This window comes from Lysobacter sp. ISL-50, from assembly GCF_018612875.1.
Taxonomy (GTDB): domain Bacteria; phylum Pseudomonadota; class Gammaproteobacteria; order Xanthomonadales; family Xanthomonadaceae; genus Lysobacter.
In genome coordinates this window covers 169,814-182,028 of record NZ_JAGGRI010000004.1, presented here as the reverse complement: position 1 = coordinate 182,028, position 12,215 = coordinate 169,814, and the positions used below count along the sequence as shown (strand labels likewise).

Sequence of the window (12,215 nt, the reverse complement as noted above, 5' to 3'; positions counted from 1 at the left end):
TTGCTGTTCCCCCCTTTGTAGAGGGGGAAGGGGGGATTCGCTCTCAGCCTTACTTAGACGAAACGTACTTCTCGCGCCGAATCTGCGGCACCGCCAGCCCATGGCCCTTGAGCGCCTCGAAACAGGCATCGACCATGTTCGGATTGCCGCACAGATAAGCGATGTCGCCGTTCGCGTCCGGCGCGAACTCGTCCAGGAACTGCTGCACATAGCCACGACGCACATCGGCATGCGGCTGCTCGGGCAGCTCGCGCGAGAAGCACGGGACGAAGCGGAAGTTGGGTTCGCGATCGGCGAAGGCGCGGAACTCGTCGCCGTAGAGCAGCTCGTCCGGGGTGCGCGCGCCGAACAGCAGCACCACCTGGATGCCGCGCTCGCGGATCAGGGCCTGCAATTGCGGCAGCATCGCCCGGTACGGGGTGACGCCGGTGCCGGTGCCGATCAGCAGGTAACGCTGGTTGGCGTCGCCCGGCATCAGGCAGAAACGCCCGAACGGGCCGCTGGCCAGGACCGGGTCGCCCTCGTTCAAGCCTTCGAACAAGGCCGTCGCCGCGCCGCCGGGGACGTAGCTGACCGCGATCTCCACTTCCTCGCCCGGGCCCAGCGCGTGGTCGTGGATGGTCGCCAGCGAATAGCTGCGCTTGGTCGCGGTGCCGTCGGCGTACTGGAAATGGATCTGGATGAACTGGCCGGGGATGTAGTCCAGCGGCTCGCCGTCGTCGCGCAGAAACACGTAGTGGCCGACGCTGGGCGCCAGCATCCTGCGCGAGACGAGCTTGAGCGGGAATTGCTTCATGTAGGTCGCATTCTCGATGGACGGTCCGGCCGGCTTGCGGCGCGATCGGACGCGGGAAGGGCCCGGCCGGCCCCGTCGCGATGATCGAGGCGACCGCCTGCGCAAAGCCTGGTTGGCGCAAAGCCTGTCCAGGGCGAGGTTCGGCCCGTCCTGGGCGAGGCAACACGGGATTTCGCAACAGTCTGTGGCCGGAGTACCGCCACGGGGCCGCCTATACTAAGCCATTCGCCGCGAGGCCCGCGGCCAGCGATCCGAGAACCTTCCGCAATGACCCAGCCAACGGCCCCCGCCACGGGACCCGGTTCGGCAACGGCGCACCCCGGTGCCCCCGCGTCCGCTTCGGTGCCCGCCTTGTGTGTGCGCGACCTGCGCAAGACCTACGACAACAAAGTCCAGGCGCTCAAGGGCGTGTCCCTGAACGTCGCCCCGGGCGACTTCTTCGCCCTGCTCGGCCCCAACGGCGCCGGCAAGTCCACCCTGATCGGCATCGTCAGCTCGCTGGTGAATCTCAGCGAAGGCTCGGTGGAGATCTTCGGCACCGACCTGACCCGCCACCGCAGCGAAGCGATGCGCCTGATCGGCCTGGTGCCGCAGGAACTCAACTTCAACATGTTCGAGAAGCCGCTCGACATCCTGGTCAACTACGCCGGCTTCTACGGCGTGCCGCGCGCGGTCGCGCTGCAGCGCGCCGAGGAAGAGCTCAAGCGCGCCCAGCTATGGGAAAAGGCCACGATGATGAGCCGCACGCTGTCGGGCGGCATGAAGCGCCGGCTGATGATCGCGCGCGCCATGATGACCCGCCCGCGCCTGCTGATCCTGGACGAACCCACCGCCGGCGTGGACATCGAAATCCGCCGCGGCATGTGGAAGACCCTGCGCGAGATCAACGCCGCCGGCACCACCATCATCCTGACCACGCACTACCTGGAAGAAGCCGAGAACCTGTGCCGCAACCTGGCGATCATCGACCAGGGCCGCATCGTCCAGCAGGGCCCGATGCGCGCGCTGCTGGCGATGCTGGACGTGGAGGGCTTCCTGCTCGACATCGACGGCACCCTGCCGGCGACGCTGCCGGCGATCGAGGGCGCGACCGTCCTGGCCACCGACGACCACACCCTGGATCTGGAAATGCCGCGTGCGATGGATCTCAACCGGGTATTCGCCGCGCTCGGCGAAGCCGGCATCCGCGTGCGCTCGATGCGCACCAAGTCCAACCGACTGGAAGAACTGTTCGTGCGCATGATCAACCAGCCGTCCGAACCGACCCCCGCAACGACGGAGACCGCCGCATGAGCCAGACGCTTCCGGTGCAACCGGCCGACGCGATTCAAGCCACTTCCATGCGCCGCAACCTGGTCGCGCTGGGCACCATCGTGCGGCGCGAAGTCGCGCGCATCCTGCGCATCTGGGGCCAGACCCTGGTGCCGCCGGCGATCACCATGACGCTCTACTTCCTGATCTTCGGCGGCCTGATCGGCTCGCGCATCGGCGACATGGGCGGTTACACCTACATGGAGTTCATCGTCCCCGGCCTGGTGATGATGAGCGTGATCCAGAACAGCTACGGCAACATCTCCTCGAGCTTCTTCGGCGCCAAGTTCGGCCGCCACGTCGAAGAACTGCTGGTCAGCCCGATGCCCAACTGGGTGATCCTGTGGGGCTATGTGGCCGGCGCGGTGCTGCGCGGGCTGATGGTCGGCGCGATCGTGCTGCTGATCGCGATGTTCTTCACCAAGGTGCGGGTGCCGCATCCGCTGGTGATCTTCACCACCGTGCTGCTGGGCGCGACGATCTTCTCGCTGGCCGGCTTCATCAACGCGGTGTACGCGAAGAAGTTCGACGACGTCGCCATCGTTCCGACCTTCATCCTGACCCCGCTGACCTACCTGGGCGGCGTGTTCTATTCGGTCAAGCTGCTGCCGGCCTGGGCCGAAGCCGCCACTCACGCCAACCCGATCTTCTACATGGTCAACGCGTTCCGCTACGGCCTGCTCGGCAGCAGCGACGTGCCGGTGCTGGTCGCCTACACGCTGATGCTGGCCTTCGTGGTCGGGCTGTCGTCGCTGGCGCTGTGGCTGCTCAAGCGCGGCGTGGGTTTACGCAGTTGAAGCAGGAGTGGCCCATGCGCCCGATGTCTCTCGCCGCGGTTCTCGCCGTCGCGGTTCTCGCCGCTTGTTCCAAACCGCCGGTCGCCGACAGCGCCAAGCCGGCGATGGCCGACACCGCCGCGCCGGCCGACGCCGCTCGGGTTCCCGAGCCCACCGCGGGCGCCGGTGCAGGCGAACGGCCCATGGGCAAGATCGGCGCCGACCAGGTCGGCAAGGTCAGTCCGGTGCCTGCGTTCAAGGGCTTCGGCGAACACTGGAGCATCGAGATCCAGGCCACGGGCGAGATGAATCACAAGGTCGATCTGACCTGGGGCAGCGGCAGCGAGAAAGCCAGCGGCAGCGCGCGCTACAACGGTCGGCCGGCCGACGCGCCGGGCACGCCGATCGTGCTCAGCGGCGAGCTGACCGGCAAGGACGGCGCCAAGCCGATGACCATCGAGATCAGCCGCCAGGACTGCACCGACGACGGCGACACCAAGCACCTGCAGTCGGTGAGCGTGCACGTCGACGGCATGGACACGTTCAAGGGCTGCGGCGACCTCGCCATGTACTGAGCCCTTCCTTGCGGCGAAACCGGAACGGCCCGCATCGCGGGCCGTTTTCGTCTGCCGGCCGCGCGCCGGTCAACCGCGCCCGGCGCGTCCGTGCAGCCAGCGCACCAGCAGCCACGACAGCATCGGCGCGAACAACAGGATCAGCAGCACCGCCGCGATCCGTGCGGTCAGCTCCCAGCGTTCGCCGGCGGTGACCACCGGCAGCGAGGCGGCGACGATCAACACCGGCGTGAGCAGCGACGACAGCAGCGCCGGCACCGCGCCCGCGCCGCGCCGCATCGGCAGCGCCAGGGCGAACAGGCCGTGCACCGCGCCGACGGCGAGCGCGACCACGCTCATGCCCGCGCCTTGCTCGCCCTGGCCCAGCGAGGTGAAAGCCGCGGCCACGTTCTGCACCAGCAGCAACAGGCCGGCGCACAGGCTCGCCGCGACCAGCGCGCCGAGCGCCCGGCGTTGCCCGGAACTCCAGGTCACCGGCGTGTCGCCGCGTCCGCCCAGCCGCCACGCGATCGGCAGCGCCACCGCGTTGATGACGATCACCTTGACCGCCCCGAGCGCCGACACCCAGATCAGCAGCTCCTGCCGGCTGCGATCCTTGAGCAAGGCGGCCAAGGCCTGGTTCTGGCCCATCGACCAGGCCACGCCGAGGCCGAAGATCAGCACCAGCGCGGCCAGCACCGCGAACCAGGCGCGCCGTGGCGTGCCGCGACGATCGACCAGCACGCAGCCCAGCACCAGCACGAAACCGAACAACAGGCCGATCGAGCACAGCCACTGCACGATCTGCGCCGCCACCGAACTCGTCGCGCGCGCGTCGGCGGGCGTGGTGATCGTGCCGATCAGGACGAAGGCCGCCGACAGGATCAGCGCCAGCCAGGCGACGGTCATCGGGACGAAGACGGGCGATCGGTTTTCGGAGACGGCGGTCGGCATGCGGAATCCTGGCAAGGTGTCGGGCGATGGGTGGCTGCGACCCGGTTCGAGCGCGAAGAGTAGCGAGTTCGGCCGCTACGCGTCGCGGCGCAGTCGGCGAATCAACGCGGCGCGGGTTGGCTCGAACTCGCGTGCGAGCGAGGCGACGTCCGCGCACGCAACCTTGTCCGCTATCGCGCAGGCACCGCGTTGGTTGGTGAACCGCGACGCGCGCAAGCGCTCGCGGCCCGCCCCGGCCGGCCGCGCCGGCCGGCTTTCACGGATGCCGCGACCACGCGTTGATAGCGATACCGGCGGCACCGCGTCGCCCCCTCCAGGAGTCTTTCATGCGCGTTTCCATTACTGCCGCCGCCGGTCTGGCGCTGGCCGCCGCGCTCGCGGCGCCCTGTGCCTTCGCACAGGCCATCACCTTTCCCTCGCCAGCCTTCCGCGGAGGCAATACCGATTGGCAGGTGGTGCTGACGACGGACAGCGCATCGAACGTGGTCTACGCGCTGACCGTGCCGGAGGCGAAGAAGCCCTTCAACGGCCCGCTGGATCAGACCGCCGCGCCGCAGGGCCAGTACAAGCTGGTGGGCGTGATCGGCCAGCAAAAGACCGGACTGAAGGTGCAGATCGCGCCGGTCAAGCTGGGCGAGGCGTGCAAGGACAACAAGGGCAATACCGGCGGCAAATACGGGCGCTACACCTACGCGATCATCGTCACGCCGGCGGCGAAAACCGCCGGTCCCGACCACAAGGCCTGGCCGACGCTGTGGTACGGCTGCGGCAATTTCACCCTGGACTGAACATAGGGCCGGGTCGGCGCGCGACTCTCAGCGCGCCGGCAAGCGGAAGAACGCGCTCGCCGCCGCGCTGCTGTTGGCGGCGGTGACCGCGACGTCCTCGCCGCGATCGCGGGCGAGTTCCTCGACGATGTGCGCCAGGTACATCGGCTCGTTGCGCCGGTGCGAGGGCGCCGGCTTGACCGTGCGCGGCAGCAGGTACGGCGCGTCGGTCTCGATCATCAGCCGCTGCGCCGGAATGTGCTTGACCAGCTCGCGCAGATGCAGGCCGCGGCGTTCGTCGCACAGCCAACCGGTGATGCCGACGTACCAGTCCTGGTCGAGGTAATCGAACAACTCCTCGCGCGTGCCGGTGAAGCAGTGCACCACCGCCGCGCCGAGCTTGCCGTCGAAGTTCTTCATCATCGCCATGAAATCGGCGTGCGCATCGCGCTGGTGCAGGAACAGCGGCTTGCCGGTGTCCACCGCGCTCTGCAGCTGCATCTCGAACGCGCGCCGCTGCGCCGGGCGCGGCGAGAAGTCGCGGAAGTAATCCAGGCCGCATTCGCCGACCGCGACCACTTCCGGGTGCGAGAGCAACTCGCGCATTTCCGCGTCGCACTCGGCGGTGTATTCGGTGGCGTGATGCGGATGCACGCCGGCGGTGGCGAACAACTCGCCCGGGTATTGCCGCGCCAGTGCCAGCGCCTTGGGCGAATGCTCGCGGCTGGCGCCGGTGATCACCATGCGCGCCACGCCGGCCTCGCGCGCGCGCTGCAGCACCGCCTCGCGGTCGGGGTCGAAGCTGTCGTGGGTGAGGTTGGCGCCGATGTCGATCAGTGGCATGGGGCGAGTGGAGCCGATGCGGGCAGCGCAGTGTAGAGGTTCGACGCGGGAGGCCCAAGCCGCGGCCTGCGGCTTGGGAGTTCAAGGCGCCGCAGCGCCGGCGCCGTTTCGGTCGCCGCCGCCGGTCCGTATCCTTGCGCGGGTGACCACCGCTCAATTCCCGATCGATTCGCTGCTGCCGCAGATCCGCTCCAGCCTCGCCGACCACCCGCGGCTGGTGCTGGAAGCGCCGCCCGGCGCCGGCAAGACCACCCAGGTGCCGCCGGCGCTGCTCGATGCGCCGTGGCTGGATGGGCGCAAGATCATCGTGCTCGAACCGCGCCGCGTCGCCGCGCGCGCCGCCGCCAACTTCATGGCGCGCCAGCGCGGCGAAACCGCGGGCGAGACGGTCGGCTACCGCATCCGTTTCGAGAACAAGGTCGGCCCGCGCACCCGCATCGAGGTCGTCACCGAAGGCATCCTGACCCGGATGATCCAGGACGATCCGACCCTGGACGGGGTCGGCGCGCTGCTGTTCGACGAATTCCACGAACGCCACCTCGCCGCCGACCTGGGCCTGGCATTGGCGCTGGACGTGCAGGCCTCGCTGCGCGACGACCTGCGCATCGTGGTGATGTCGGCGACCCTGGACGGCGAACGCCTCGCGCAATTTCTCGATGCGCCGCGCCTGAGCAGCGCGGGCCGCAGTTATCCGGTGACGCTTGCGCACTTCCCGGCGCGGCGCGAAGAAAAACTCGAACACCAGATCAAGCGCGCGGTCGAACACGCGCTCGCCAGCCATCCCGGCGACGTGCTGGCGTTCCTGCCCGGTCAACGCGAAATCGCCCGCGCCGAAGCCGCGCTGGCCGGCAGCGAGGCGGCGCGCGGCGTGGACGTGCTGAGCCTGCACGGCGAATTGCCGGTCGAACAACAAAGCCGCGTGCTGCAGCCCGATCCCGACGGCCGCCGCCGGGTGGTGCTGGCGACCAACGTCGCCGAATCCAGCGTGACCCTGCCGGGCGTGCGCGTCGTCATCGATGCGGGCCTGGCGCGCGAACCGCGCTACGACCCCAACAGCGGCTTCGCCCGTCTCGACGTGGTGGCCATCGCCCAGGCCTCGGCCGATCAGCGCGCCGGCCGCGCCGGCCGCGTCGCCGAAGGTTGGGCCTACCGGTTGTGGCCGGAATCGCAACGGCTGGAGCCGCAGCGCCGGCCTGAAATCGCCCAGGTCGAACTGGCCGGGCTGGTGCTGGAACTCGCCGCCTGGGGCGATGCCGGCCTGCGCTTCGTCGATCCACCGCCGGGCGGAGCGATGGCCGCCGCGCGCGAACTGCTGCTGCGCCTGGGCGCGCTGGACGGCAGCGGCGCGCAGGGCGCGACGATCACCGCGTTCGGCAAACGCATGCTCGCGCTCGGCACGCACCCGCGTCTGGCGGCGATGCTGCTGGCGCCGAACGATGCGCGCGAACGCGCGCTGGCCTGCGATCTGGCCGCGTTGATCGAAGCGCGCGATCCGCTGCGCAGCGGCGGCGACGCCCTGGCCGCGCGCTGGCAGGCCCTGGCCGCGTTCCGCGGCGGGCGCCCGCCCGCCGATGCCTCGCGTTCGGCCCTGGCCGTGCTCGATCAGGCCGCCAAACAATGGCGCCGGCGTTTGCGCGTGGATGCGAATCCGCCCGCGAGCGTGCCCGCGCATGCGCTCGGCGATCTGCTGCTGCATGCGTTTCCCGATCGCATCGCCCGTCAACATCCCGGCGACCCGTATCGCTACCAACTCGCCAACGGCCGCAGCGCGAAATTGTTCGACGACAGCGCGGTGTACGGCGAGCCGTGGCTGGTGATCGCGGAACTGCGCGACGACCCGCGCGACGCCCGCATCCTGCGCGCCGCGCCGCTCGACGAAGCGCGATTGGAACGCGAATTCCCGCAGCGCTTCGTCAGCGAAGACCGAGTGCTGTGGGACGCCGGCGCGCGCGGCATCGCCGCGGTGCGCGAGCGCCGCTTCGATCGCATCGTGCTCGACAGCCGGCCGCTGGCCAAACCCGATCCGGCCCGCTACGCCGATGCGCTGGTCGATGCGGTGCGCCAGCTCGGTCTGGATGCGCTGCCGTGGACCGAATCGTTGCGGCAGTGGCGCGCGCGCATTCGTTGCCTGCGCGAGTGGATGCCGGAACTGGCCCGCGGCGAGCACGCGCTGCCGGATCTGAGCGACGAGGCCTTGTTGGCCGGCCTCGACGCATGGCTCAAGCCGGCGCTGCGCGGCAAGACCCGGCTCGACGCGCTGGACGAAGCCGCGTTCGGCGAGGCGCTGCGTTCGCTCGCCGACTGGACCTGGCGGCAGAAACTCGAAACCCTCGCGCCCACCCGCATCGCCGTGCCGTCGGGGCAGGAGCGCGCGATCCAGTACCGCTTCGAAGCAGAACGCCACGACCCGCATGTCGGCGCATCGGCGCCGGTGCTGGCGGTGAAGCTGCAGGAACTGTTCGGCCTGGCCGACACGCCGCGCATCGCCGACGGCCGCGTGCCGCTGACCTTGCACCTGCTGTCGCCGGCCGGCCGGCCCTTGCAGGTCACCCAGGATCTGCGCGGCTTCTGGGAGCGCGGCTATCTTGAAGTCAGGAAGGAAATGAAGGGACGTTATCCGCGCCACCCGTGGCCGGACGATCCGTGGACGGCGACCGCGACGCACCGGGCCAAGCCGCGCGGAACGTGATGAAGCGAGGAACGAGTGTGTAGGAGTGAGAAATGAGTGAAAGCCGGCTACGTAACGCGTGTGTGCTTGCGACGAGCTTTTTACTCGTTTCTCACTCCTGAGCACTCGTTCCTCGCTCCAAAGCATTCAGGCCCCAGCCGGGCTTACGCGCCGTCGCTCACAAAATTTCAACGGTAGCGCCCCGACACTGGGGGTCGTTTCTCCTGTCCAGGACCGACACGATGAGCAAGTTCGAATCCCTGCCCGACCGCGCGCTGGAACTGATGCATGCGATCAGCGCCAATCTGAAGGAAGCCGCGCCCAAGGCCGGCCAATGGCTCGAAACCGGCGCCAAGTTCGGCGCGCTGAAGACCGGTGCGCGCACCGCCGGCGGTTTCATCCGCCGCAATCCGGTGGTCGCGGTCGCCGCGGTCGCCGGTGCCGGTCTGCTGTGGTACGCGGCTGCGCGCCGCAAGGCCCGCATCCAGGCCGAAGGCGGCGAAGCGATCGAAGGCAGCGCGCGCCGCATCGACGCGCGCCGCGCCGCGCATTCCGAACCGCGCCGCCGCCGCGCCAGCCGCACCGGCGGCGACGAATCGACGGAGTGATCCGGCGCCGGACGGGCCCTTGGCGGGACCGTCCGCGCACCGCGCCGGCGCATGCCGTCGCGGCGATCGCATACACGAAGGCCGACGCATGCGTCGGCCTTTGTTTTGATACGCGGACGATGGCTCGCGGCGAACCATCCGCGCCTCAAAGCGGCCAACAAAAAAGCCGGCGCAAGGCCGGCTTGAATGTCGATCGATCCGCGCGAACGCTGCGCCGGTAAACCGCCCGGCGGCCTTACTCGCGCGCCGCCTCCGGCAATTCGATGATGAAACGCGAGCCGCCTTGCTTGCGTTCCTCGTACCACAGCTGGCCGCCGGCATTGACCACGATCTGCTTCGCCAGCGACAGGCCCAGGCCGTTGGACAGGCCGTCGTCCGCGTCGGCGTCGTGCAGGCGCACGAACGGCTTGAACAGCTCGCGTTGGCGCGCGAGCGGAATGCCCGGGCCGCGGTCGGCGACGATCAGCTGCCAGAAGCCCGGCGCGCTGTTGCGCGCGGCCAGCAGCAGATCGCTATTGGGCGCGTACTTCATCGCGTTGGTGACCAGGTTCTCGCTGACCTGGCGCAGTACGCGCGGGTCCATCGCGACCTGCGCCGCGCCGTTGGCCGGCGGCTGCACTTCCACGCGGATGCCGCGCGCGTCCAACTGCATTTCGTAGCGGCGCACCAGCCACACCAGGGTCTCGGCCAGATCGGCGCGGCCGGTCTGCTCGGCGCGCTCGCGCGTGCCGGCCTGGCTTTCCAGGTAATGGCGGATGTAGCCCAGCGCGTCGTCGGCGCTTTCGTGGATCATCTGCAGGTAGCGCGGTATGCGCTCGGGCTTGCAGCCGTTGTTGATCAACAGGTCGCTGGCGAACAGCACGCTGGTCAGCGGATTCTTCAGATCGTGCGCGACCAGGTTGACCAGTTCCTCGCGTTCGCGCGCGACCCGCTCCAGGCGGTCGCGGGTCAGCTTCAGGCCGACGTGGGCGTTGACCCGCGCCAGCAGTTCTTCCGGCAGGAACGGCTTGGTGACGTAATCGACCACGCCGGCGTCGAAGGCGCGCAGCAACAGGTCGCGATCGTGCGCCGCAGTGACGAACACCACCGGCACCCGCAGCGGCGAGCCGGCGCGCAGCGCGGCCATGACTTCGAAGCCGTCCATGCCCGGCATCATCACGTCGAGCAGGATCAGGTCCGGCGGCGCGGCGGCGTACAGCTCCAGGGCCTCGTCGCCGGTCGAAGCGGACACCACTTCGTAGCCCTGGCGGGACAATAGGGCGGTCACCACGCGGAGATTTGCGGCCTGATCGTCGACGACGAGGATGCGGCCGGTGGATGTCGCGGGTGTACTCATACGTCCTGTAGGTCCCCGTTGAGGCGCTGGATCGCTACGAATTTCACGTCAATTTCGCATACGTGAACCGCGTGGAAATCGTGTGGAAAGTTAACAGAAACCTTCACGCAAAGGCGGGACGGTCTCCGAAAAAGCTGAATCGTTCACGCCTGTGTGACGACCTGCCGCAGTCAGCAAGGCAACGTTGCAATTTCGGTGTGACTGGCGCTTTTGCGGCGGCGCATCATGACCGCCCCGGCATTAAGGAAACCGCAATGAATCCGCGTCCCCGCGGTCGTTCCTTCCAGTACATGGCGTCGCTGACCTGCGCAGGCAACGGGTTCGGCTGCAGTGCCGCCCGCTTCGCCCTGCTCGATGCCTTCACCGGGGCCGGGTTTTCGCTGGTCGATACCGCCGAGGTGTACTCGGCCCCGGGGACCGGGCAACCGGGGCGGCGCGCCGGAAACCCTGGCCGGGCGCCGGCCGGCGGCGCGCGGGTTCTGTACGGGTCGATTACGCCGTCAACTGACGCTGTATCCATGCCACCGCACCGCCTAGGCTGTGCCTACCCGAACCTGCCATCGCCATGAACACCGCGAACACCGCGACCTGCGCCCCCGCTTCCGCCACCGCATCCAACGCCCGCCGCGCCGGCATGGCGATGGCCGCGGCCGGCGCGATCCTGTTTTCGGCCAAGGCCATCCTGGCCAAGCTGCAATACCGCTACGGTGTGGATTCGCTGCAGGTGCTGGCCCTGCGCATGGCGTTTTCGCTGCCGCTGTTCGCCGCGCTCGGCATCCGCGAGACCCATCGCGCCCGCGCCCGCAAGGCGCTGCCGTCGCGGCGCGATCTGGGCTGGATCGTGATCCTCGGCGTGCTGGGCTATTACCTGTCGAGCCTGCTCGACTTCTGGGGCCTGGAGTACGTGCCGGTGTCGCTGGAGCGGTTGATCCTGTTCCTCAATCCGACCATCGTGCTGCTGATCGGCTTGTTCGCGTTCAAGCGCAAGGTCGCGGGGAAGGAATGGATCGCGCTGGCGGTGAGCTACGCCGGCGTGGTGCTGGTGATGGTCGAGAACCTGCGCGTGCAGGGCGATCACGTCCTGTTCGGCAGCGCGCTGGTGCTGGGCGCGGCGATCAGCTACGCGCTGTACCTGGCGATGTCGGGCGAGTTGATCAAGCGCCTGGGCACGATGCAGCTGGTCGCCTACGCGATGATCGTCTCCACCGCGGCGGTGATGACCCATTACCTGATCGCGCGCGATCCGGCCGCGCTGTTCGGCCTGCCCTGGCAGGTGTACGCGCTGGCCGCGGCCAACGCGGTGTTCTGCACGTTCCTGCCGGTCACCTTCACCATGGCCGCGGTGGCGCGCCTGGGCGCCGGCACCGCCGCGCAGTTCTCGGTGATCGGGCCGGTGTCGCTGGTGTTCCTGGGCGCCTGGGTGCTCGGGGAAAAGATCACCCTCATCCAATTGATCGGCACCGCCGTGGTGCTGGGCGGCGTGGTGTTGCTGAGCCGGCCGGGCGCGAACTCGGTGCCGTTGCCGCCGCCGGCGTCGAAATAGTCCGCGACAAAAAAGGGAGACGCCCGCAGGCGTCTCCCTCGGATCCCCCTGGACCGGTA

At 69.0% G+C, this 12,215-nt stretch carries 11 protein-coding genes and 1 pseudogene; 8 read left to right on the top strand and 4 right to left on the bottom strand.

Annotation, left to right across the window (positions count from 1 at the left end; genetic code table 11):
• Positions 1-49: 49 nt before the first annotated feature.
• The gene (locus J7J50_RS03305; RefSeq protein WP_215055157.1) at positions 50-796 is read right to left on the bottom strand and encodes a ferredoxin--NADP reductase; all 747 of its coding nucleotides are present in this window, start codon (positions 794-796) and stop codon (positions 50-52) included.
• A gap of 357 nt (positions 797-1,153) precedes the next feature.
• Here J7J50_RS03305 and J7J50_RS03300 point away from each other — a divergent pair, with 357 nt between their 5' ends.
• Genes J7J50_RS03300 through J7J50_RS03290 form a run of 3 tightly spaced genes read left to right on the top strand, consistent with a single transcriptional unit; the run spans position 1,154 to position 3,458 of the window.
• A complete protein-coding gene (locus tag J7J50_RS03300; protein ID WP_343222426.1) occupies positions 1,154-2,089 on the top strand; it encodes an ABC transporter ATP-binding protein in 936 nt (311 codons plus the stop codon).
• A gap of 47 nt (positions 2,090-2,136) precedes the next feature.
• The gene (locus J7J50_RS03295) at positions 2,137-2,904 is read left to right on the top strand and encodes an ABC transporter permease (protein WP_215055444.1); all 768 of its coding nucleotides are present in this window, start codon (positions 2,137-2,139) and stop codon (positions 2,902-2,904) included.
• Between the two features lie 14 nt (positions 2,905-2,918).
• The gene (locus tag J7J50_RS03290) at positions 2,919-3,458 is read left to right on the top strand and encodes a hypothetical protein (RefSeq protein ID WP_215055161.1); all 540 of its coding nucleotides are present in this window, start codon (positions 2,919-2,921) and stop codon (positions 3,456-3,458) included.
• 69 nt (positions 3,459-3,527) lie between these two features.
• Here J7J50_RS03290 and J7J50_RS03285 read toward each other — a convergent pair whose 3' ends face one another.
• Positions 3,528-4,391, bottom strand: coding sequence for a hypothetical protein (locus J7J50_RS03285; protein ID WP_215055163.1), 864 nt, complete (start codon positions 4,389-4,391; stop codon positions 3,528-3,530).
• Between the two features lie 326 nt (positions 4,392-4,717).
• Here J7J50_RS03285 and J7J50_RS03280 point away from each other — a divergent pair, with 326 nt between their 5' ends.
• Positions 4,718-5,179, top strand: a complete 462-nt coding sequence (locus tag J7J50_RS03280; RefSeq protein ID WP_215055165.1) for a hypothetical protein — start codon at positions 4,718-4,720, stop codon at positions 5,177-5,179.
• 27 nt (positions 5,180-5,206) lie between these two features.
• Here the strand turns inward: J7J50_RS03280 and J7J50_RS03275 are convergent, their stop codons facing one another.
• Positions 5,207-6,001, bottom strand: coding sequence for a TatD family hydrolase (locus J7J50_RS03275; RefSeq protein ID WP_215055167.1), 795 nt, complete (start codon positions 5,999-6,001; stop codon positions 5,207-5,209).
• Positions 6,002-6,143: 142 nt separating this feature from the next.
• Here J7J50_RS03275 and hrpB point away from each other — a divergent pair, with 142 nt between their 5' ends.
• Both hrpB and J7J50_RS03265 read left to right on the top strand, forming a co-directional pair.
• Complete coding sequence (gene hrpB / locus J7J50_RS03270; RefSeq protein WP_215055169.1) at positions 6,144-8,690, top strand: ATP-dependent helicase HrpB; 2,547 nt, start codon at positions 6,144-6,146, stop codon at positions 8,688-8,690.
• Positions 8,691-8,911: 221 nt separating this feature from the next.
• Positions 8,912-9,277 (top strand): hypothetical protein, encoded by a 366-nt coding sequence (locus J7J50_RS03265; protein ID WP_215055171.1) that lies wholly within the window; start codon positions 8,912-8,914, stop codon positions 9,275-9,277.
• A 235-nt stretch (positions 9,278-9,512) separates the two neighbouring features.
• Here J7J50_RS03265 and J7J50_RS03260 read toward each other — a convergent pair whose 3' ends face one another.
• Positions 9,513-10,613: a hybrid sensor histidine kinase/response regulator gene (locus tag J7J50_RS03260; protein ID WP_215055173.1), complete on the bottom strand. Its 1,101-nt coding sequence runs from the start codon at positions 10,611-10,613 to the stop codon at positions 9,513-9,515.
• 290 nt (positions 10,614-10,903) lie between these two features.
• Between J7J50_RS03260 and J7J50_RS03255 the strand changes: the two are divergent.
• Both J7J50_RS03255 and J7J50_RS03250 read left to right on the top strand, forming a co-directional pair.
• Positions 10,904-11,072: pseudogene (locus tag J7J50_RS03255) on the top strand (aldo/keto reductase); the annotation flags it as partial.
• Positions 11,073-11,178: 106 nt separating this feature from the next.
• Complete coding sequence (locus J7J50_RS03250; protein WP_215055175.1) at positions 11,179-12,156, top strand: DMT family transporter; 978 nt, start codon at positions 11,179-11,181, stop codon at positions 12,154-12,156.
• Positions 12,157-12,215 lie beyond the last annotated feature (59 nt).

Bases quoted from the DNA above. Each gene is read 5' to 3' on its own strand.
- J7J50_RS03250 (WP_215055175.1), top strand. From the start codon at position 11,179: ATGAACACCGCGAACACCGCGACCTGCGCCCCCGCTTCCGCCACCGCA.
- J7J50_RS03305 (WP_215055157.1), bottom strand. From the start codon at position 796: ATGAAGCAATTCCCGCTCAAGCTCGTCTCGCGCAGGATGCTGGCGCCC.
- J7J50_RS03265 (WP_215055171.1), top strand. From the start codon at position 8,912: ATGAGCAAGTTCGAATCCCTGCCCGACCGCGCGCTGGAACTGATGCAT.
- J7J50_RS03290 (WP_215055161.1), top strand. From the start codon at position 2,919: ATGCGCCCGATGTCTCTCGCCGCGGTTCTCGCCGTCGCGGTTCTCGCC.
- J7J50_RS03260 (WP_215055173.1), bottom strand. From the start codon at position 10,613: ATGAGTACACCCGCGACATCCACCGGCCGCATCCTCGTCGTCGACGAT.
- J7J50_RS03285 (WP_215055163.1), bottom strand. From the start codon at position 4,391: ATGCCGACCGCCGTCTCCGAAAACCGATCGCCCGTCTTCGTCCCGATG.
- J7J50_RS03295 (WP_215055444.1), top strand. From the start codon at position 2,137: ATGCGCCGCAACCTGGTCGCGCTGGGCACCATCGTGCGGCGCGAAGTC.
- J7J50_RS03275 (WP_215055167.1), bottom strand. From the start codon at position 6,001: ATGCCACTGATCGACATCGGCGCCAACCTCACCCACGACAGCTTCGAC.
- J7J50_RS03280 (WP_215055165.1), top strand. From the start codon at position 4,718: ATGCGCGTTTCCATTACTGCCGCCGCCGGTCTGGCGCTGGCCGCCGCG.